This window comes from Mycolicibacterium palauense, from assembly GCF_002592005.1.
GTDB lineage: Bacteria > Actinomycetota > Actinomycetes > Mycobacteriales > Mycobacteriaceae > Mycobacterium > Mycobacterium palauense.
The window spans coordinates 1-20721 of record NZ_NVQF01000050.1 but is presented as its reverse complement, the minus strand read 5'-3'; the positions used below and the strand labels follow the sequence as shown (position 1 = coordinate 20721).

Annotated in this window: 15 protein-coding genes and 1 pseudogene; 5 read left to right on the top strand and 11 right to left on the bottom strand. The window is 69.9% G+C overall.

All coding sequences use genetic code 11. From position 1 onward, the window contains the following. Window positions 1-817: 817 nt before the first annotated feature. Both CSR00_RS18745 and CSR00_RS18740 read right to left on the bottom strand, forming a co-directional pair. Window positions 818-2200 (bottom strand): annotated as a pseudogene (locus CSR00_RS18745) (DHA2 family efflux MFS transporter permease subunit); the annotation flags it as partial. Between the two features lie 343 nt (window positions 2201-2543). Beyond that, the gene (locus CSR00_RS18740; RefSeq protein WP_099023931.1) at window positions 2544-3749 is read right to left on the bottom strand and encodes a multidrug effflux MFS transporter; all 1206 of its coding nucleotides are present in this window, start codon (window positions 3747-3749) and stop codon (window positions 2544-2546) included. 242 nt (window positions 3750-3991) lie between these two features. Between CSR00_RS18740 and CSR00_RS18735 the strand changes: the two genes are divergently transcribed. Together CSR00_RS18735 and CSR00_RS18730 are read left to right on the top strand one after the other, a co-directional pair. Further along, window positions 3992-4804 (top strand): hypothetical protein, encoded by an 813-nt coding sequence (locus CSR00_RS18735; protein WP_099023930.1) that lies wholly within the window; start codon window positions 3992-3994, stop codon window positions 4802-4804. A 228-nt stretch (window positions 4805-5032) separates the two neighbouring features. Continuing rightward, window positions 5033-8941, top strand: a complete 3909-nt coding sequence (locus CSR00_RS18730; protein WP_245906235.1) for a multifunctional oxoglutarate decarboxylase/oxoglutarate dehydrogenase thiamine pyrophosphate-binding subunit/dihydrolipoyllysine-residue succinyltransferase subunit — start codon at window positions 5033-5035, stop codon at window positions 8939-8941. A 24-nt stretch (window positions 8942-8965) separates the two neighbouring features. Here the strand turns inward: CSR00_RS18730 and CSR00_RS18725 are convergent, their stop codons facing one another. Then, a complete protein-coding gene (locus CSR00_RS18725; protein ID WP_099023949.1) occupies window positions 8966-9370 on the bottom strand; it encodes a DUF732 domain-containing protein in 405 nt (134 codons plus the stop codon). Window positions 9371-9647: 277 nt separating this feature from the next. On the opposite strand from CSR00_RS18725, the gene CSR00_RS18720 reads away from it, so the two are divergent. Continuing rightward, window positions 9648-10526, top strand: a complete 879-nt coding sequence (locus tag CSR00_RS18720; RefSeq protein WP_099023928.1) for an alpha/beta fold hydrolase — start codon at window positions 9648-9650, stop codon at window positions 10524-10526. 32 nt (window positions 10527-10558) lie between these two features. After that, complete coding sequence (locus CSR00_RS18715; protein WP_099023927.1) at window positions 10559-11386, top strand: SDR family NAD(P)-dependent oxidoreductase; 828 nt, start codon at window positions 10559-10561, stop codon at window positions 11384-11386. A gap of 28 nt (window positions 11387-11414) precedes the next feature. Here the strand turns inward: CSR00_RS18715 and CSR00_RS18710 are convergent, their stop codons facing one another. Together CSR00_RS18710 and CSR00_RS18705 are read right to left on the bottom strand one after the other, a co-directional pair. Next, the gene (locus tag CSR00_RS18710; protein WP_407662476.1) at window positions 11415-12269 is read right to left on the bottom strand and encodes a glycine betaine ABC transporter substrate-binding protein; all 855 of its coding nucleotides are present in this window, start codon (window positions 12267-12269) and stop codon (window positions 11415-11417) included. After that, entirely contained in the window at window positions 12266-13453 is a 1188-nt protein-coding gene (locus CSR00_RS18705; protein WP_099023947.1) for an NAD(P)-dependent malic enzyme, read from the bottom strand. Before CSR00_RS18705 ends, CSR00_RS18710 begins: the two co-directional genes overlap by 4 nt. Window positions 13454-13593: 140 nt before the next feature. Between CSR00_RS18705 and CSR00_RS18700 the strand changes: the two genes are divergently transcribed. Continuing rightward, window positions 13594-14700 (top strand): magnesium and cobalt transport protein CorA, encoded by a 1107-nt coding sequence (locus tag CSR00_RS18700; RefSeq protein ID WP_099023926.1) that lies wholly within the window; start codon window positions 13594-13596, stop codon window positions 14698-14700. 43 nt (window positions 14701-14743) lie between these two features. Here the strand turns inward: CSR00_RS18700 and CSR00_RS18695 are convergent, their stop codons facing one another. The 6 genes from CSR00_RS18695 to CSR00_RS18670 all read right to left on the bottom strand — a co-directional run bounded on the left by CSR00_RS18695 (window position 14744) and on the right by CSR00_RS18670 (window position 20381). Further along, complete coding sequence (locus CSR00_RS18695; protein WP_099023925.1) at window positions 14744-15337, bottom strand: suppressor of fused domain protein; 594 nt, start codon at window positions 15335-15337, stop codon at window positions 14744-14746. Beyond that, the gene (locus CSR00_RS18690; RefSeq protein ID WP_099023924.1) at window positions 15334-16524 is read right to left on the bottom strand and encodes an ABC transporter ATP-binding protein; all 1191 of its coding nucleotides are present in this window, start codon (window positions 16522-16524) and stop codon (window positions 15334-15336) included. The genes CSR00_RS18695 and CSR00_RS18690 overlap by 4 nt, the downstream gene beginning before the upstream one ends. Window positions 16525-16536: 12 nt before the next feature. Next, window positions 16537-17361 carry a carbohydrate ABC transporter permease gene (locus CSR00_RS18685; protein ID WP_099023946.1) on the bottom strand — a complete coding sequence of 275 codons (825 nt, stop codon included), beginning with the start codon at window positions 17359-17361 and terminating at the stop codon, window positions 16537-16539. Window positions 17362-17374: 13 nt separating this feature from the next. Continuing rightward, window positions 17375-18280 carry a carbohydrate ABC transporter permease gene (locus tag CSR00_RS18680; RefSeq protein ID WP_099023945.1) on the bottom strand — a complete coding sequence of 302 codons (906 nt, stop codon included), beginning with the start codon at window positions 18278-18280 and terminating at the stop codon, window positions 17375-17377. A gap of 20 nt (window positions 18281-18300) precedes the next feature. Beyond that, window positions 18301-19710, bottom strand: coding sequence for an ABC transporter substrate-binding protein (locus tag CSR00_RS18675; RefSeq protein WP_245906234.1), 1410 nt, complete (start codon window positions 19708-19710; stop codon window positions 18301-18303). Between the two features lie 149 nt (window positions 19711-19859). Then, on the bottom strand, window positions 19860-20381 hold the full coding sequence (locus CSR00_RS18670; protein WP_099023922.1) for a YflT domain-containing protein: 522 nt from the start codon (window positions 20379-20381) through the stop codon (window positions 19860-19862). Window positions 20382-20721: the final 340 nt, after the last annotated feature.

The following is a 20721-nucleotide window of genomic DNA, read 5'->3' as shown; positions in this document are numbered from 1 at the left end:
CGGGATCACCGCCCTGGTCGCGCAGCAGGTCGGCGAAGCTGGCCGCGAAGCTGTCGATCTGGCTGGCCAGCCTGTCGAAGCCGTCACCGGCGCCGTCGTGCGCGCCGGCGGGACGCCGTGTCGGCTCGGAGTGCTGCGCGACGGGCTGGAAAAGCTCGCTGTCATCGACGTGGAATCCGTTGTGGGCAAATCCGATCGGCTCCGCCGCCGGCGCCCTGGGCACCTCGAAGGACTCCTCGTCGAGCAGTGAGTGCCAGGCCTCGACGGGCGCGCTGTGCCACGTCCCGGCCGGGGCGGGGCGGGGATGCTCCACCCGCGTCCGCAGCGGCTCGGTATCACCCTCGTCGAGGTCCCCGTACTCGTCGAAGTCCCCGTACTCGTCGGCGTCCTCCCCGGCGGGGCCGTACCCGGCGCCCTCGTGCTCGGCGTGGGCGTCCGGTTCGTGGCTGACGGTGAATTCGACGTAGGCGTCGTCGTCGTCATTATCGTCCCGGTAGCCGTCCCGGTAGTCGTGCCCCAGCCCCGCGGCGTGGTCGGGACCCCACCCCCGGAGGTCATCGCGGAACTCGTCACCGTGATCGCCACCGTGATCGCCACCGTGATCGTCGTAGAAGCCACCGAACCAGCCCGAATCACCGGCGGCCGAACGCACCGGCGCCGGCGCATCCCGGAACTGTCGGCGGTAGGCGCTGTCGCCGACCAGGTCGGGGTCGACCACCGGGAGGATGTCGGTCGGCGCGGCACTGCGGTCCCGCAGCGATGCGGCGGCGCGGCCCGCCTCGGGCGCCGGGGCAGGGGCCGGCGCGTTCAACGCCCGGGCAAGGCTGAGCAGGAACAGCGCGGCAACCACACCGAACAGCGCGATGAACGCGGGCAGCAGCATCGACTGCGACAGCGCGGCCGAGAACGGCGCCCGCAGGAACTCGGGCAGCTCGATCGACGCCCCCTGCCCTTCGGGCCGGGTTGCGGCCCCCGGCATCTCCGCGGCGATCCGGGATGTCATGAAGGCCGCGATGCCGGCGCTGCCCAGCACCGCGCCGATCTGACGCGTGGTGTTGTACACCCCGGACCCGGCCCCGGCCAGGTGCGGCGGCAGGTTGCGGGTGGCGGTGGCGGCCAGCGGCGACCAGATGAAGGCCATCGACGCACCCATGGCGGTGATGGGCAGCACCAGTCGCCAGATCGGCGTCTCCGGCGTCATCTCGATCGACAGCCAGGTCAGGGCGACCGCCAGCACGGAGAAGCCGAACCCGATGACGGGGCGCGGATGGACCCGGTCGACGATCCGCCCGACCAGCGGCGCCAGCACGCCGGTGGCGATCGCCATGGGCGCGGTGAGCAGGGCCGCCCGGGTCGGCGAGAGATCGCAGACCACCTGGGCGTAGAACATCAGCGGCACGATCATCGCGGTCACCACGAACCCGATCACCGCCACACCCACGTTGGACAGGCTGAAGTTGCGGTCGCGGAAGATGACCAGCGGCACCAACGGCTCGGAACGGTTGACCGCCTGCCAGTAGACGAACCCCGCCATCACGGCCGCCCCGGCGGCGATCATCGCCCAGATCCACCCCGCCCAGCCGTTCGCCTGCCCCTCCTGCAGCGCGAACACGATGAGGAACATCGCCGCACCGGAGAGCAGCACACCCAGCAGGTCGAACCGGTGCACGTGTGTGGGCAGCACCGGTACCAGCCACCAGGCCAGCGCCAGGCCCACGATGCCGACCGGCACGTTCACGAAGAAGATCCACTGCCAGCCGAGGTGGTCGACGAGCACGCCCCCGGCCAGCGGGCCGACCAGGGTGGCAACCCCGGCGGTGGCACCCCAGACGCTCATCGCCACCCCGCGCCGGTAGGCCGGGAAGATCCGGGTGATCGTCGACAACGTCTGCGGGGTCAGCAGCGCCGCCCCCAGGCCCTGAACGACCCGCGCGGCGATGAGCATCTCGATGGTCCCGGCGAAACCACACCAGGCCGAGGCCGCGGTGAAGACGAGCAGGCCGATCAGATAGAGGTTCTTCGGGCCGAACTGGTCGCCGAGCCGGCCCGCCACCAGCAACGGCACCGCATAGGCCAGCAGATAGGCGCTGGTCACCCAGATCACCGCGTCGTAGTCGGTGCGCAGTTCCGTCATGATGCTCGGATTGGCGACGGCCACGATGGTCGAGTCGACCAGGATCATGAAGAACCCGATCATCATCGCCCACAGGGCGTTCCACGGATTGCCTGTGGCCCCGGCCGCTTCCTGCGTCCCGGGCAGGGCCGGCGACGGGTCCGAGCGCCGGCCGGCGGCGGGTCCGAGCGACAGACTGCCACTCGACCGCCCCTGGGGCACAGACATCTCGCTACCTCGCTGCTGTGTTTCTCGACGCAGTCGGTTCACCGGGCACGATGGCACCCGAACCTGCACGCTGCGCCGAGCCGGCACGCACCTCTGCACTCAACCATGTGCGCACACCCGCCTCAGCAGACTAGCCCGGCGCGAACCAGCGCGACGATACGGAGCGGCGTGGCAACGCACAACCCCGCGAAGGCGCCGCAGCTCAGGCCGGTTCGCTGAGCATGTCGCCGGCGGTGACGGGATCGCTCACCGCCGCCGAACCGGGCCGCACGGCCAGGTACAGCAACAACGCGACGACGACGCTGGCGGTCATCACCAGCGCCAGCGCGGACTCGTCGTTGCCGAGCACCCCGACCAGCGGCGCCACCCCGGCTCCCAGGCCGAACTGGCCCGCACCCAGCAACGCGGCCGCGGTGCCCGCGGCCTCCTGATGCCGCGACAGCGCCACCGCGGGGGCATTCGGGATGACCAGGCCCATCGCGGCGAGGATCACCCACACCGAGCCCAGGAACCCCACGATCCCACCGGTGTGGGTGGTCGCCAGGGCGATGAACACGAACCCGGCCAGCGCCGCGGCCACCAGCGCCCACCGCACGATGACCTCGGGGGTGAACCACCGCAGCAGCACGACGTTGAACTGGGTCGCACCGATCAGTGAGACAGCACCCGCACCGAACACCAGGGCGAAGGTCTGCTGATCGAGCCCGTACCGGCCCTGCAGCACGAAGGAGGCACCGGCGATATAGGCGAACAGCCCCGACATCCCCAACGCGGCCACCAGCACCAGCGTGACGAACCGGCCGTCGCGCAGCAGTTGGCCGTAGGTGGCGATGATGCCGCGGACCTGCAGGGGCCGCCGGTGCTCCTGCGGCAACGTCTCCGGGAGCGCCAGGACCGCCATCACCAGCAACCCGCCGGCCAACACCACCAGGGCGGCGAACACCCAGTGCCAGGAGGCCTGCAGCAGCACCGCGGCCCCCAACGAGGGCGCGATCACCGGGGCGACGCCCAGGACCAGCATCAGCCGGGACAGTACGGTGGCGGCCGCCGAGTCGGAGAACAGGTCGCCGACCACGGCGATGGCGACCACCATGGTGGCCGCGGCACCCATGCCCTGCAGTGCGCGGGCGATGCCGAGGGTGACGATGTCGGGCGCCAACAGGCACAGCACCGAGGCCACCATGTGCAGGGCGATGCCGGCCATCAGCGGCCGTCGCCGGCCCAGGGAATCCGAGAGCGGCCCGATGATCAACTGGCCCAGCGCCAGCCCGGCCAGCGTCCCGGTGAGGGTGAGCTGCGCGACCGAGGAGGTGACCCCCAGTTCGTCGGCGATCCTCGGCAGCGCGGGCAGATACATGTCGATGGTGAGCGGCCCGAGAGCCACCAACGCACCGAGGACGATGATCATCCGTACCCGACCGGGCTCCTCCCGCACTACCGCCACATCTCCCACCAGCGCAGCAAAACACAGGTTTCTTCCCGATCGCGAAGACAGTGAGCGGGGTCACCCCGGGTTCGCGGTGCCCCGCCGTTCCCGACGGGGCGGGTCCGCCGTTCCCGACGGGGCGGGCCCGCCCGTGACCCGGCGCCCGCCGGGCAGCGTGTTAGCTAGCCTGGATTGCGGGTAGGCACAGCGCTGTGGAGGCTGACATGCGTTTCGGAGATACCGCGGGTGCGGTGGACAAGTCCCCGGCGGCCGGGGCAGAGCAACCCAGCCACTCCGCCCGCATCCTGTCGCGCGTCATCGAGACGAGTTCGCGCCTGCAGACGCCGGCCATCCGCACGTATGTCCAGCGGCTGCGGGACCGCAGCCCGGGCGCGGATCCGGCGGAGATCGTCGGCCGGATGGAGAAGCACTATCTGGCCGCGGTGACCGCCAGCGGCGCCGCAATCGGGTCGGCGGCCCTGATCCCCGGCGTCGGCACCCTGCTGGCGCTGACGCTGGTGGCCAGCGAGACGGCGCTGTTCCTCGAGCTGACGGCGGTCTACATCCTGGCGGTCGCGGAGGTGCACGGGGTCGAGCCGCACGACCGCGAGCAGCGCCGGATGCTGGTGCTGGCGGCCCTGGCCGGCGACGACGGCAAGCACACCGTGGCCCGGTTGCTGGGCCCCGGCCGGACCAACGGCGCCTGGCTGACCGAGGGTGCCGCCGCGGCACCGCTGTCGACGCTGTCGGCGGTGAACTCGCGGTTGATGAAGTACTTCGTGAAGAAGTACGCGCTCAAACGCGGCGCGCTGGCGTTCGGCAAGGTGCTGCCCGTCGGGATCGGCGCCGTGGTCGGCGCCGTCGGCAACCGGATCCTCGGCAAGAAGATCGTCCAGAACGCCCGCTCGGCGTTCGGGCCGCCGCCGGCCCGGTGGAAGGGCGATCTGCATCTGCTGCCCGTCGACCTGCCCGACGATGCGCCGGCGGCGCCCGGGGCCGGCAACCGTACCCGAAACGACACCGGGAGCGGCGGCTGAGCCATGCTCCGCGGCACGGGTGTGAGAATCAACGGAGATGCCCTGCTCTCGTGGTCCTAGTCGCGTACGAAGCGCTAGCCTTGATGCGGCGGCACGGCCGGGCCCCGCTGTCACGCCCAACTCCCGGCGACGACAGCCCGGAGACGACCGGAGACGACACTGTGGCAAGCAGCCGCACAGGGCATCGCTTGCCGAATGAATACGAATGAATCGAGGCGAGCAGCTCCTGTGAGCAGTACAAGTTCCCCATTCGGACAGAACGAGTGGTTGGTCGAGGAGATGTACCGCAAGTTCCGCGACGACCCCTCCTCGGTCGACCCGAGTTGGCACGAGTTCCTGGTCGACTACAACCCGGAACCGGTCACCGACACCGCTACCACCACCGGCAACGGGCAGGCCGCCACCGCGACGGGCACGACCACCAGGACGAGCACCGCCACCAGGGAATCCGGCGGGGAACCCGCATCCCCGTCCACCTCGCCGTCCACCCCGCCGTCCACCTCGAGGTCCACCTCGACGTCCACCTCGAGGTCCACCTCGACGTCCACCCCGGGGTCCACCTCGACGTCCACCCCGGGCCCCACCTCGACCGCCCCGCCGAAGGCTCCGCCCGAACCCAAGCCGGCGCCCCCGCCGGCCAAGCCGGCGCCGCCGGCGAAGACGCCGGCGACGAGCCGGGCCGCCGACAAGCCGAAGGCCGCCGAGTCGGCCAAACCCGCCGAACCGGCCAAGGCCGGCTCCGAGGACCAGAACCAGGTGCTGCGCGGCGCCGCGGCGGCGGTGGTCAAGAACATGAACACCTCGCTGGAGGTGCCGACCGCCACCAGTGTCCGCGCGATCCCGGCCAAGCTGATGATCGACAACCGGGTGGTCATCAACAACCACCTCAAGCGGACCCGCGGCGGCAAGATCAGCTTCACCCACCTGCTGGGATACGCCATCGTGCAGGCGGTCAAGAAGTTCCCCAACATGAACCGGCACTTCGCCGAGATCGACGGGAAGCCCAACGCGGTCACACCCGCGCACACCAACCTCGGCCTGGCCATCGACCTGCACGGCAAGGACGGCAAGCGCTCGCTGGTGGTCGCGGCGATCAAGAACTGCGAGACGATGGCCTTCGGCCAGTTCATCGCCGCCTACGAGGACATCGTGCGGCGCGCCCGCGACGGCAAGCTGACCGCCGAGGATTTCTCCGGCGTCACGATCTCGCTGACCAACCCGGGCACGCTGGGCACGGTGCATTCGGTGCCGCGCCTGATGGCCGGCCAGGGCGCGATCATCGGCGCCGGCGCCATGGAGTACCCCGCCGAGTTCCAGGGGGCCAGCGAGGAGCGGATCGCCGAGCTGGGGATGGGCAAGCTGATCACCCTGACCTCGACCTACGACCACCGCATCATCCAGGGCGCGGAGTCGGGTGACTTCCTGCGGACCATCCACCAGCTGCTGCTCGACGACGACTTCTTCGACGAGATCTTCTTCGAGCTGGGTATCCCCTACGAGCCGGTGCGCTGGCGCACCGACAACCCGGATTCGATCGCCGACAAGAACGCCCGGGTGATCGAGCTGATCGCGGCCTACCGCAACCGCGGCCATCTCATGGCCGACACCGATCCGCTGCGCCTGGACAAGACCCGCTTCCGCAGCCACCCCGACCTCGACGTGCTCACGCACGGGCTGACCCTGTGGGACCTGGACCGCGAATTCAAGGTCAACGGTTTCGCCGGCAAGGAATACAAGAAGCTGCGCGACGTGCTCTCGGTGCTGCGCGACGCCTACTGCCGGCACGTCGGCGTGGAGTACACCCACATCCTCGAGCCCGAGCAGCAGCAGTGGCTGCAGGAGCGGGTGGAGGTCAAGCACGAGAAACCCACTGTCGCCCAGCAGAAGTACGTCCTGAGCAAGCTCAACGCCGCCGAGGCCTTCGAGACCTTCCTGCAGACCAAGTACGTCGGGCAGAAGCGGTTCTCGCTGGAGGGTGCGGAGACCATCATCCCGATGATGGACGCGGCCATCGACCAGTGCGCCGAACACGCTCTCGACGAGGTGGTCATCGGCATGCCGCACCGCGGCCGGCTCAATGTGCTGGCCAACATCGTCGGCAAGCCCTACGTGCAGATCTTCAACGAGTTCGAGGGCAACCTGAACCCGTCGCAGGCCCACGGCTCCGGCGACGTGAAGTACCACCTGGGGGCCTCGGGCAACTACATCCAGATGTTCGGCGACAACGACATCGAGGTGTCGCTGACCGCCAACCCGTCCCACCTGGAGGCGGTGGATCCGGTGCTGGAGGGCCTGGTGCGGGCCAAGCAGGATCTGCTGGACAAGGGCGACGGCGACAGCGAGACCTCGGGGGCCTTCTCCGTGGTGCCGCTGATGCTGCACGGCGACGCGGCCTTCGCCGGTCAGGGTGTGGTCGCCGAGACGCTGAACCTGGCGCTGCTGCGCGGCTACCGCACCGGCGGCACGATCCACATGATCGTCAACAACCAGGTCGGCTTCACCACCTCCCCGGAGCATTCCCGCTCCAGCGAGTACTGCACCGACGTGGCCAAGATGATCGGCGCGCCGATCTTCCACGTCAACGGCGACGATCCCGAGGCCTGCGTGTGGGTGGCGCGGCTGGCCGTGGACTTCCGGCAGAAGTTCAAGAAGGACGTCGTCATCGACATGCTGTGCTACCGCCGCCGCGGGCACAACGAGGGCGACGACCCGTCGATGACACAACCGGCGATGTACGACGTCATCGACCACAAGCGCGGTGTCCGCAAGAGCTACACCGAGGCACTGATCGGTCGCGGCGACATCTCGATGAAGGAAGCCGAGGATGCCCTGCGCGACTACCAGGGCCAGCTCGAGCGGGTGTTCAACGAGGTCCGCGAACTGGAGAAGCACGAGATCGAGCCGAGCGAGTCGGTGGAGCGCGACCAGCTCGTCCAGAAGAGCCTGTCGACCGCGGTCGAGAAGGCGACACTGGCCCGCATCGGCGACGCCCACCTGCAGGTGCCCGACGGATTCAGCGTGCACCCACGCGTCCGGCCCGTGCTGGACAAGCGCCGCGAGATGGCCTACGAGGGCAAGATCGACTGGGCCATGGGCGAGTTGCTGGCGCTGGGATCGCTGGTGCAGGACGGCAAGCTGGTCCGGCTGTCGGGTCAGGACAGCCGGCGCGGCACGTTCAGCCAGCGGCACTCGGTGATCATCGACCGCAAGACGGGCGAGGAGTTCACCCCGCTGCAGCTGCTGGCGGTCAACGAGGACGGCACCCCCACCGGTGGCAAGTTCCTCGTCTACGACTCCGCGCTCTCGGAGTTCGCGGCCGTGGGCTTCGAGTACGGCTACTCGGTCGGCAACCCCGACGCCCTGGTGCTGTGGGAGGCGCAGTTCGGCGACTTCGTCAACGGCGCCCAGTCGGTGATCGACGAGTTCATCAGCTCCGGCGAGGCCAAGTGGGGCCAGACCTCCGATGTGGTGTTGCTGCTCCCCCACGGCCACGAAGGTCAGGGTCCCGACCACACGTCGGGCCGCATCGAGCGGTTCCTGCAGCTGTGCGCGGAGGGTTCGATGACCGTCGCACAGCCCTCGACCCCGGCGAACTACTTCCACCTACTGCGCCGGCACGCGCTCGACGGCATCCACCGCCCCCTGGTGGTGTTCACGCCGAAGTCGATGCTGCGCAACAAGGCGGCGGTCAGCGACGTCAAGGACTTCACCGAGGCGAAGTTCCAGTCGATCATGGAGGAGCCGACGTACCAGGACGGCATCGGCGACCGCGGCAAGGTCACCCGGATCCTGCTGTGCAGCGGCAAGCTCTACTACGACCTGGTGGCACGCAAGCAGAAGGAGAAGCGCGAGGACGTCGCGATCGTGCGGATCGAGCAGCTCTACCCGCTGCCGCCGCGCCGGCTGCCCCGCGTGCTGGGCGAATACCCCAACGCCAGGGAGTTCTTCTGGGTGCAGGAGGAGCCGGCCAACCAGGGTGCGTGGCCGACGTTCGGTCTGGCGCTGCCCGAGCTGATGCCCGACAAGCTGGCCGGCATCAAACGCATCTCCCGGCGGGCCATGTCGGCGCCGTCATCGGGGTCGTCCAAGGTGCACGCCGTCGAGCAGAAGGAGATCCTCGACGAGGCGTTCGGCTGAGCCGGTCGGGGCCGGTCGGGGCCCTCAGATGCCGAACAACGGCAGCGGTATGGGTGAGCGGCCGTCGGCCAGCGACGTCACCACCGCCGGGCAGAAGACCGAGATCGCCAGGCCGGTGAACATGGTGGCCGGGCCCAGCGGACGGCCGAGGGCGTCGGCGACGTCGGCGGCGACGTCGGCGACCCGCTGACCGGGCTCGGAGAGCAGCGGGCAGACCTGCTGACCCACCGCGGCCGCCCGGGCCGGATCCAGCCCGCCCAGTCCGCTCACTCCGGTGTCGGACAGCGCGCCCAGAAACGTGCTGACCTGCCCACCGACGTCCGGGTCGGCGAGCAGCGGCTCGGCCTGGGCCGGGCCCGCGGCCAGCAGGCCCACGACGGTGGCCGACGCGGTCAGTGCGGCGATCGACGCGATCCGGGTGCGCTTCATGATGAAAAGATCGTGGGACCGCGCACCGGCGTTACCCGATACGTCCGCGCGGGTCACCGGTTGGACAGTTCGCACCACACCGGCGCGAACGAGTGGCAGATTGCCTCTGGCTTTCCGGCGCTCCCGCTGCCCATCATCGGTAGGCGATTCCCGATGTAGGGGCAGAGGTACGGGCAGAGGTACAGGCAGGTGCACAGGCAATGGAGCAGGTGATGAGAACCGGCGATTCCCCGTTCGGGCGCCCGGCCACCGGACGGGCACAGAGGGCCGTGGCCGCATGAGCGAGCCGCAGTTCATCACCGTCGCCGGCCGGCCCGCCCGGGTGCGGCTGGACGGCGACCCCGCCAACCCGCCGGTGCTGCTGCTGCACGGCATCACCCGCAGCCTGGAGGACTGGTCGGCGCAGGTCACCCGGCTCTCGCAGCGCTACCGGGTCATCGCGCCCGACCTTCCCGGGTTCGGCTACTCGGCGCGCAAGCCGGGCCCGGCCACTCCACTGGCCCTGGCCGACGGGGTGGCCGAGACGCTGGACGCCCTGGCCGAGACCCGCGCCTGCCACGTCATCGGCAACTCACTGGGTGGCACGGTGGCGATGCAGCTGCTGGCCGCCCACCCCGACCGCGTCGGCAGCCTGGTGCTGGTCAACAGCGCCGGTTTCGGGTCCTCGGTCACGCCCCTGCTGCGGCTGCTCACCGTGCCCGGCGTGGGGCGCTACGTCGCCACCCACACCACCGCGGCCGGTGCGCGGCTCATGGAGCGGCAGATCTTCGCCGACCCGGCGCTGGCGACCACCGAGCGCATCGAGCACGCGCTGGCCCTCGGCGCCCGGCCCGGCAACGGCGCCTTCGTCCACGAGCTGGCCAACGTCCTGGGCACGCCGCGCGGTGTGCGGGCGCCGTGGCGGCGCACGCTGCTCGGTGCCGTCACGCGGCATCCGCGGCCGACGATGATCATGTGGGGCGACCGGGACAGGATCCTGCCGGCGCGGCATTTCGATGCCGCGCGCACCCATTTCCCGCACGCACGCACCCACATGTTCGCCGGCGTCGGCCACATGCCCCAGATCGAACGGCCCGACGAGTTCGCCCGCCTGGTGTTGCCCTTCCTGGCGGACGCGACAGCCCCGGCCGATACCGGTACCGCCGGTTCCGTCTAAGCTCGACGGCACCCCACACGCGAGGAGAACACATGGACGGCTTCGCCGGAAAAGTCTGCGTCATCACCGGAGCCGGCTCCGGGATCGGGCGTGCACTGGCACTGGAACTGGGCCGCTCGGGGGCCAAGCTGGCGATCAGCGACGTCGACACCGAGGGGCTGGCGGCCACCGAGGCGGCGCTGAAGGAGATCGGCGCCCCGGTCAAGGCCGACCGGCTCGACGTCACCGAACGCGAAGCCTTCCTGCTCTACGCCGACGAGGTCAAGGAGCACTTCGGCACCGTCAACCAGATCTACAACAACGCCGGTATCGCATTCTCCGGCGACGTCGAGATCAGTGCCTTCAAGGACATCGAACGGGTCATGGACGTCGATTTCTGGGGCGTCGTCAACGGCACCAAGGCCTTCCTGCCGCACCTGATCGCCTCCGGTGACGGCCACGTGGTCAACGTCTCCAGCCTGTTCGGCCTGATGGGGATTCCCGGGCAGTCGGCGTACAACGCGGCCAAGTTCGCCGTCCGGGGCTTCACCGAGGCGCTACGGCAGGAGATGCTGCTGTCCAAACACCCGGTCGCGGTGACCGCGGTGCACCCCGGCGGCATCAAGACCGCCATCGCCCGCAACTCCACGGCCGCCGAGGGACTCGACGCGCAGGCCATGGCGGCCGAATTCGACAAGAAGCTGGCCCGCACCACCCCGGAGCGCGCCGCCGAGATCATCCTGGACGCGGTCCGCAAGAAGAAGGCCCGGGTGCTGGTCGGTCCGGACGCCAAGCTGCTGGACCTGATCGTGCGGATCACCGGATCCGGGTATCAGCGCCTGGTGACCCTGGCGCTGCCGAAGAGAATCCAGATGCACTGACCCGGGACCCCCGAGCGGATGCCCGCGCTCAGCGGCCCAGTGGGTTCTCCGCCAGCCAGGCCTCGGCCACCTGACGCGGGTCGGCACCGTCGTCGACCTGCCCGCGCATCCGATTGAGCGCGGCGGTGTCGAGCACGCCGGCGACCTCGTTGACCGCCAGCACCTGCTGTTGGTCCAGTTCGTGCCGGCGGTACAGCGGCACCACGTTCTCGGCGCCGATCAGGCTGGGATCACCATCGGCGAGCACCACCACATCCGGGGGCGTGTCCGGGTCGGCGGTGGACGTCCACGCGGCGTTGATCCGACCGGCGCGCAGCGCGTCGAACAGTTCGGTGTCGTCGCCGAACTCCTCGGCCGGCGACAGCCGGCAGTCTCCCAGCGTCGCCGGGGGCTCGGCGCCGCGCACCGCGCCCGGTTCGACCCGGGTGCACCGCGCGACCAGGTCGGTGAGGTCCCGCCCACCCCAGGCCCGCGCGGTCGGCTCCGTGACCGCCAGCGCCGGCTTGTCCTCGGCGGCGGTGGTGTAGTCACCGGCGGCGATCCCCTCCGGCAACGCCCCCACCATCGCGCGGTACACCTGCTTGTCCGAGGTCTGACGCGCCGAGGGGTCGAAGGTGTGCAACAGCCGCCCGGTGAACCCCGGCACCACCCCGAACCGCCCGGCGTCCAGCTCGGCCAGCGGATCGTCGGCGGTCTTCGCCTCCGCGGGGGTGCCGTAGAACCGCAGCGCGGCCGCATACAGGTTCGCCAGCAGCACCGACTCCCCGTCCGGGCGGGACCCGACCGCCAGGGTCGCCGACTCCGGCGAGGAACCGCCACAGCCGACCGGCGCCAGGACCGTCAGCGCGGCCAGCAGCGCGAGCGCGGCGCGTCGGATCGTCAGGCCCCGTCGCCCTGCGAGGCCGCCGCCGTCGAGGCGACCGCCGCCGCCACCGCCGGGCCCACCCGCGGGTCCAGCGGGCTGGGCACGATGTAGTCGCGGGCCAGATCGTCGCCCACGACCGAGAAGATGGCCTCGGCCGCGGCCACCTTCATCCGCTCGGTGATGCGGCGCGCGCCGGCGTCCAGGGCGCCGCGGAACACACCCGGGAACGCCAGCACGTTGTTGATCTGGTTCGGGAAGTCGCTGCGGCCGGTGGCCACCACGGACGCGTAGCGGTGCGCGATGTCGGGGTGGATCTCGGGATCGGGGTTCGACATCGCGAACACGATCGCCCCGGCGGCCATCGAGGCGATCAACTCCTCGGGCACCACGCCCGCCGACAGCCCGATGAACACATCGGCACCGTCGAGCGCCTCGGCCAGACCGCCGGTGCGTCCAGCCGGGTTGGTGCGCCCGGCCAGTTCGGCCTTGAACGGGTTCAGGTCGCTTCGCCCCGTGTGCACGATGCCCTTGGAGTCCAGCACCGTGACGTCGGAGATGCCGGCGGCCAGCAGAATGTTCGCGCACGCCACCCCGGCCGCGCCGGCCCCGGAGATCACCAGGCGCAGCGAGCCCATCTCCCGGTCGAGCGCCTTGGCGGCACCCATCAGCGCCGCGAGCACGACGATGGCGGTGCCGTGCTGGTCGTCGTGCATGACCGGGCAGTCCAGCGCCTCGATCACCCGGCGCTCGATCTCGAAACAGCGCGGCGCCGAGATGTCCTCGAGGTTGACCGCGCCGAAGGTGGGCCGCAGCCGGATCAGGGTCTCGACGATCTCATCGGGATCCTTGGTGTCCAGCACGATCGGGATGGAATCCAGCCCGCCGAACGCCTTGAACAGGGCGCACTTGCCCTCCATCACCGGAAGGGAGGCCGCCGCGCCGATGTCGCCGAGGCCCAGCACCGCGCTGCCGTCGCTGACCACGGCGACCAGCCGGTTGGCCCACGTGTACCGCTTGGCCAGGGTGACATCGCCGGCGATGGCCCGGCTGACCTGGGCCACCCCGGGGGTGTAGGCGATGGACAGCGCCCGCTGGGTGTCCAGTGGGGCCTTGAGCTCGACCGACAGTTTCCCGCCGACGTGCGCGTCGAAGATTTCCTCGTCACCGATGACGAGATGGGAGGTGCTCACCGTTTCGGCCACGGCGTCAGGGTACTTCACCGGCCGACCTCACCGAAGGGGGTTCCCGGGCGGTGAGCAGCCGTTGTCCCGTGCCGCGCGTAGCATTCTGCGCAGCCCGCCGGGCTGCACTCACCGGGGACGCTTACCAGGGAGGCGTGGGGATGCCGACGTTTCGCGCACTGCCGCCGTCGCTGCTCGGGACCCGCGGCGCGCGGCCCTCTCCGGACGTCGACGCCAAGCGGATCCACGTGCCGGTGGCCCGGGCGATGGTCGACTGCGCCATCTACGTCGACGGCGCCCGGCTGCCGGGCAAGTACACCCACTCCGGGGCGATGACCAAGGTCCGGGAGCTCGAGGAGTCCGGGCAGCAGGCGTTCGTCTGGGTGGGACTGCACGAGCCCGACGAGCATCAGATGCACTCGGTCGCCGAGGTGTTCGATCTGCATCGGCTGGCCGTCGAGGATGCGGTGCTCGCCCATCAGCGCCCCAAGCTGGAGCGCTACGACAACACCCTGTTCCTGGTGTTCAAGACCGTCAACTACGTGCCCCACGAGTCGGTCGCGCTGGCCCGCGAGATCGTCGAGACCGGCGAGATCATGGTGTTCACCGGCCCCGATTTCGTGGTCACCGTGCGCCATGGCGAGCACACCGGGCTGGCCGGGGTGCGCAGGGCCATGGAGGATCAGCAGACCCAACTGGCGCTGGGCCCCTACGGGGTCCTGCACGCGATCGCCGACCACGTCGTCGACAGTTATCTGGCGGTCACATCCCTGATGGAGTGCGATATCGACGCCATGGAGGAGGACACCTTCTCCCCCAGCAAGCAGACCGAGGTCGGCCAGATCTACATGCTCAAGCGGGAGGTGGTCGACCTGCGCCGCGCGGTGGCCCCGCTGACCGAGGCACTGGGACGGCTGCACTCCGATCACAAGGACCTGCTGTCCAAGGAGGTGCTGCGGTATCTGCGCGACGTCGTCGATCATCAGACCCAGGCCGCCGACCGCATCGCCTCCTACGACGAGATGCTCAGCTCCCTGGTGCAGGCCGCACTGGCCAAGGTGGCGATGCAGCAGAACACCGACATGCGCAAGATCTCAGCGTGGGTGGCGATCGCCGCCGTGCCCACGATGGTCGCCGGCATCTACGGGATGAACTTCGAATACATGCCGGAGCTGGACGAGAAGTGGGGATATCCCTCGGTGCTGGCCGGCATCGCGATCGTCTGCTACTTCCTCTACCGGACCTTCCGCAGGAACGGCTGGCTCTGACACCCCCGTCCCGGGGTCGCGTCCGGAGTTGCAGTCCCGCCGGCTACAGCCGGCCCGGATCGGTGAGGTCGACCCCGTCCCGGGCCCAGGTGTTCCGCAGTTCCTCGACACCCTTGATGCGCATCCAGGCCGCCTCGTTAGCCGACACCGGCACCGCGCGCAGGAACACCACGGGGTCGTGCGGCGGGTCCAGCGCCAGCTCGGGAATCCCGGAGGGCTCCAGCACCACCGCGCTGAACGGGGCGCGTCCGGGCTGGGGCGCCCACAACGCGGAGCCGAGGTCGATCAGCGCATCGGCCACCAGCACCACGCCGTCCACCGCGGGTGTGGCCGCGAGCACCGCCACGGTGCGGGCCAGCCCCGGCGTCTCCACACCCGCCCGCAGGGTCACCACCACCTCGGCGCGCGGTCCGTGCACCGGGTCGGCGGCGACGGCCGACGGATCTCCCATCGGGTGGCGCGAACAACCCAGCGACACATAGTGATACAGGCTCTCGGGGTCGGGGCCGAAGCGCAGTACCTCGATGCGCTCCACCCCCAGGAAGGTCACGCTGGCCGAATCGGGTTCGGCCGCGCCGCCCGTGGCGGCGAAGTGCCGGCGCAGATGCTCACGCACCTGGGTGAGAACGGGTGTCACGGTGCACCGGGCGGCGGAATCATCAGGTTCACACCCGTGTCCGCGTCGAAGAGCACCAGTTTGGCCGTGTCGAAGGCCAGCTCGAGGTCGCGACCGGCGGCCGCGCGCGAGTCGGCGGAGACCCGGGCCACGTATTCGGCGCCGCCACCGGATCCGCCGGCCCCCTGGGTCAGCTCGGCGAGCTGGTCGGAGCGCACGCCCTCGCCCGCGGTGGTGAAGTAGACGTAGCGCTCCGAGCCCAGTGATTCGCTGAGGTCGACGGTCACCGGGAAGGTCAGCGCACGGATCCGGGCGTAGCCGTCGAGCAGGGCCGCGTCTTCGAGGTGCTCGGGGCGCAGCCCGGCGATGACGTTGCGGGGCCGGCGGTGGCGGTGCACCGCGTCGAGGGCTTCCTGCGTGAGCGTGACCTCGCCGAAGGGCAGCAGCACCCCGACGTCGGTCAGGGTGGCCGGGAAGAAGTTCATCGCCGGTGATCCGATGAAACCGGCGACGAACAGGTTGGCGGGCCGCGCGTAGAGCTCGTCGGGGGTGTCGATCTGCTGGGCCACCCCACCACGCATCACGACCACCCGGTCGCCGAGGGTCATCGCCTCGGTCTGGTCGTGGGTGACGTAGATCGTGGTGGTGCCCAGCCGCCTCTGCAGGCGGGCGATCTCACCGCGCATCTGGACCCGCAGCTTGGCGTCCAGGTTCGACAGCGGCTCGTCCATCAGGAAGGCCTTGGGGTTGCGGACGATCGCGCGGCCCATGGCCACCCGCTGCCGCTGGCCGCCGGACAGCTGCGCGGGCTTGCGGTCCAGCAGTTCGGTCAGATCGAGAATCTTCGCGGTCTCCTCGACCTTCCGGGCGATCTGGTCCCTGCTCATCCTGGACCTGGTCAGGGTCAGCGGGAAGGCGATGTTCTGGCGCACCGTCATGTGCGGGTACAGCGCGTAGGACTGGAACACCATGGCGATGTCGCGGTCCTTGGCGGACTTCTCGTTGACCCGCTCACCGTCGATCCGCAGTTCCCCCGCGGAGATCTGCTCCAGCCCGGCGATCATGTTCAGCGTGGTGGACTTTCCGCACCCCGACGGGCCGACCAGGATGATGAACTCGCCGTCGGCGATCCTCAGCGACAGGTCGGCCACGGCGGTCACCCCGTCGGGGTAACTCTTGGTCACGTGATCCAGCACGATCTCGGCCATAAACGAACCCCGCTATCCCTTCACCGCGCCGGAGGTCAGTCCGGCGACTATCCGCCGCTGGAACACGAGTACGAAGACGATGATCGGAACGGTGATGACCATCGCGCCCGCGGCGATCGAACCGGTGGGCTCCTCGAATTGCGAACTGCCGGTGAAATTGGCGATCGCGACGGGAGCCGTGATGGCGGCCTTGGTCGCCGTCAGCGACAGCGCCAGCAGCAGATCGTTCCAGGCGAAGATGAAGACCAGGATGGCCGCGGTGACGATTCCGGGGGCCGCCAGCGGCGCGATCACCTTCCGGAAGGCCTGCCCGGGTGTGGCACCGTCCATCTTGGCCGCCTTCTCCAGGTCCCAGGGGATCTCACGGAAGAACGCCGAAAGCGTGTAGATCGCCAGTGGCAGCGCGAACGTGATGTAGGGGATGATCAGGCCCGGCCAGGTGTCGAACAGCCCGATCCGGCGTTCGATGTTGAACAGCGGTGTCACCAGGGAGATCTGGGGAAACATCGCGATCAGCAGTGCGGCACCGACGAGGACCTTCTTGCCGGCGAAGCTCAGCCGCGCCACCGCGTAGGCCGCCATCCCACCGACCACGACGGCGATCACCGTGGTGATCAGGCCGATCCCGATCGAGTTGAACAGCGCGTAGTTGAACGCATCCCCGGAGAAGATCGCCTTGTAGTTGTCGAACGTGATCGACGACGGAATCAGCCTGCCGTCCTTGACCGTCGAGGTCGGCTTGAGCGACAGCGACAGGATCCACAGCACGGGCAGCAGCGCGTAGGCGACCACCAGGACGTCGATCACGCTCCAGAAGGCGGCGCGGCGCGCCCCGATCCGCTCGGTCGGCCTACCCACGCTCGGCCTCCGCTCCCGGCGCCGCGGCACCGAACAGCTTGATGAAGACGAACGCGATGAGCGCCACGCAACAGAAGACCAGGACGCTGATCGCCGAGCCGAGTCCCAGACTGAACCCCTTGAACAGGTTGTCGTAGCCCAGGATCGACACCGACGCGGTGCCGTTGGAGCCGCCGGTCAGGATGTAGATGTTGTCGAAGATCCGGAACGCGTCCAGTGTGCGGAACAGCAGCGCGACCAGGATCGCCGGCTTCATCATCGGCAGGATCACCCGGGTCAGGCGCCGCCACGGTCCGGCCCCGTCGACCTGCGCGGCCCTGAGCAGATCGTCGGGCACCAACGCCAGGCCGGCCAGCAGCAGCAGGGCCATGAACGGTGTGGTCTTCCACACCTCGGCGAGCACGATCACGCCCAGCGACGGGATCTGTTGGGTCAGTGGGGCGCTGCCGTCGGGCAGTAGATTGGCCAGGTATCCGGTGCCCGGGGTCCACGCGTAGTACCAGCTGTAGGAGGCCGCGACCGTGACGATTCCGTACGGGATGAGGATCGCGGTGCGCACCACGCCCTTGCCGAAGAGGGTGCGGTGCATCACCAGGGCCAGGGCCAGCCCGAGCGCGAACTCGATGGCCACCGAGACCACCGTGATGGCCGAGGTCACCGCCAGCGCCGACCACCAGTAGCCGTCGGTGAGCACGGTGACGTAGTTGCTCAGGCCGACGAACGCGGTGTCGTTCGGCTGGGCGAGGTTGTAGCGCTGCAGACTGAGCCACACCGCGTAGCCGATCGGATAGGCGGTCACCGCGAGCATCAGGACGACCGCCGGCGCGATCAGCAGATAGGCCAGGCGCCGTTCGGATCTGACATCGTCGGAACGCGGCGCGCGGGTGGGATCGGCCATCGGAGTGGTCGCGGGGGTGGTCACGGGATGAGTCCCCTGCCGTCGATGGCCTTCTGCACCTGTTCGGTGAGCCGGTCGGCGGTGCGTTCGGGGTCGATCGCGCTGATCGGGGCCAGCGTCGCCGACATCATCGTCGACACGGCCTGGTAGAGCGGGGTGGCCGGGCGCACCGCGGCGTTGGTGAGCTGGTCACGGATGATCGCGTACTGCGGGTACTTCGCCTGGAACGCCGGATCCGAATACAGCGAGGTCCGCACCGCCGGCAGCCCGCCCTCCACCGAGGTGTAACGCTGGTTGTCCACGTCGCGCAGGCAGCGGATGGCCTCGAACGCCTCCGCCTTGTGGCGGGTGGTGCGCGCCACCGCGAGGTTGAGTCCACCGAGCGTGACGCGCGCCGGCTCACCCTGGCGCACAGCGGGATAGGGGGCGAAGCCGAACACCTCGCGGCTAGCGGCATAGGCCTGTGTGAACTGGTCGTCGGTCGGCGAGAAGCTGCCCACGTCATTGATCGCACTCTGCAGGTCGGGCCGCTCGTCGAGCGGCAGGAACTCCACGCCGCCCTTGACGGCGTTCTCCAGCATGGAGGGCAGCACGAAGGGCCAGTTGACCTCGAGCGCGGCGTTGCCCTGTTCGAGCGCGAGCCGCGCGGTGCCCTCGTCGGTCTGGGTGATCGACGGGTCGTGTCCGGGCGCGGTGGCGACGGCCTTCATGATCGACAGCGCCTCGACGGTGGCCGCGCGGTGTTCGGGGGTGTCGGTGAGGGTCACCTGCCGACCGTCGTCGGAAAGCACCTGTCCCCCGGCGCTTTCCAGCAGGGTGTTGAACCACACGACCAGGCCCTCGTACTGCTTGGCCTGCACCGCGATCCAGCTGGGTTCGCCCGCGTCGTGCAGCCGGGTGGCCTCGGCCACCATGCCGTCCCAGGTGCTCGGCGGTCGGTTCATCAGATCGGCTCGGTACCAGAGCAACTGGGTGTTGGTCGTGATCGGCGCGGCATACAGCCGGCCCTGCCAGCGGGCGGTCTGAAGCGGGCCGGGGAGGGTGTTGGCGGTGGCGTCGGCCACGGCGAGCCCGGCCGGGTCGTCGGTCAGTGGCAGCGCCCAGCCGGCTTCGGCGAACTCGGCGGTCCACACCACGTCCAGGGCCATCACGTCCAGCGTGCGGTCGTTGCCGGTGAGCCGCCGCGCCAACTGGAGCCGCTGGTCGTCGGCGGATTTGGGCAGGCTCATCTGCTGGATGGTGAACCGGCCGCCCAGTTTCTCGTTGCAGCGCTGGGCCACGGCGGTGAACGTCGCCATCTCGTTGGCCGGGGTGTAGTAGCTGATGACCAGGCCGCCGGACTTCGCGCCGCAACCCGACAGCAGCGACGCCGCGGTCAGCACCGCCAGCGCGGCCCCGCCGAACCGTCTCGCGCACCCCGCTGCGAACAACGGCCGACCACCCGCCTTCCGGCTCCCGAGCGGGATTGTCCCGCGCGTGAACCGTAAAGGCATGCGCGCGTGTGACGCAACACCGGCCCCGTGCGACACACGCTGGTCAGCACCCCCACCGGAGCGCCGGCAACGCTGCGGCGCCCCGCCTACAGCGTCAGCCGCGCCAACATGTCGCGGGCCTTCTCGGCGTTCTGCGGGTCACACAGCACGTCGTAGCGCCCGGCGACCAACTGCATCGTGGAGCTGAAATCCCTTGTCCCGCGTGCCATCGCGTACGGGATCGCCGAGGTGATCAGCCCGAAGAAGATACCGGCGACCAGGCCGGTCAGCAGCGACGCCCACGGGTTGGGGCTGAAGAACCCGAGCACCAGGCCGATGAAGATGCCCAGCCAGGCACCGGTGAGTACACCGCCGCCGAGGACCTTCGGCCAGGTCAACCGGCCCGTGACGCGCTCGACCTGCATCAGGTCGACGCCGACGATGGTGACCTGTTCCACCGGGAACTGCTGGTCGGACAGGTAGTCGACGGCCTTCTGAGCCTCGGCGTAGGTGGGGTAGGAACCGATCGGCCAGCCCTTGGGCGGCGTGGGAAGGCCGATCGGCCCGCGGCGCCCTGCGGGGTTTCGGCCCGGAGTCGGGGACTGTCCGGGTTGGAAGGGACTGGTCATGTGTGGTCATTCTGCTCTTTCGGCGCCCCGCTGTCAGCGAGCTGGGGTGAACGGCCCGGCGCGCCGCGGAGCGACCCGCCCGAACGCTCCCCCTCGTCCGCCTGCCCGACCGGCCTCCGGCGGGGCTGGGCGGCGGGCGACGCCCCCCGCGGACCGGCCGCGATCCCACCGTAAGACCTGCATCTCCGCTAGGTTGTGGGCATGACTGATCCCGGCGGCCGCTCCGGTGAGGAACCGCGCGCCGAGACCGGGCAGGACCGCGAGGAGGGCGGCTGGGACGCCCCGCCGGCCTACGGCGCGCCCGGGGCCGGCCCCCCGCCCGGCCAGCCACCGCCCGGAC

Excerpts from the sequence above, each read along its gene's own strand:
- CSR00_RS18715 (WP_099023927.1), top strand. The coding sequence starts at position 10,559 with ATGGACGGCTTCGCCGGAAAAGTCTGCGTCATCACCGGAGCCGGCTCC.
- CSR00_RS18700 (WP_099023926.1), top strand. The coding sequence starts at position 13,594 with ATGCCGACGTTTCGCGCACTGCCGCCGTCGCTGCTCGGGACCCGCGGC.
- CSR00_RS18670 (WP_099023922.1), bottom strand. The coding sequence starts at position 20,381 with ATGACCAGTCCCTTCCAACCCGGACAGTCCCCGACTCCGGGCCGAAAC.
- CSR00_RS18735 (WP_099023930.1), top strand. The coding sequence starts at position 3,992 with ATGCGTTTCGGAGATACCGCGGGTGCGGTGGACAAGTCCCCGGCGGCC.
- CSR00_RS18720 (WP_099023928.1), top strand. The coding sequence starts at position 9,648 with ATGAGCGAGCCGCAGTTCATCACCGTCGCCGGCCGGCCCGCCCGGGTG.
- CSR00_RS18725 (WP_099023949.1), bottom strand. The coding sequence starts at position 9,370 with ATGAAGCGCACCCGGATCGCGTCGATCGCCGCACTGACCGCGTCGGCC.
- CSR00_RS18690 (WP_099023924.1), bottom strand. The coding sequence starts at position 16,524 with ATGGCCGAGATCGTGCTGGATCACGTGACCAAGAGTTACCCCGACGGG.
- CSR00_RS18680 (WP_099023945.1), bottom strand. The coding sequence starts at position 18,280 with ATGGCCGATCCCACCCGCGCGCCGCGTTCCGACGATGTCAGATCCGAA.
- CSR00_RS18740 (WP_099023931.1), bottom strand. The coding sequence starts at position 3,749 with ATGATCATCGTCCTCGGTGCGTTGGTGGCTCTCGGGCCGCTCACCATC.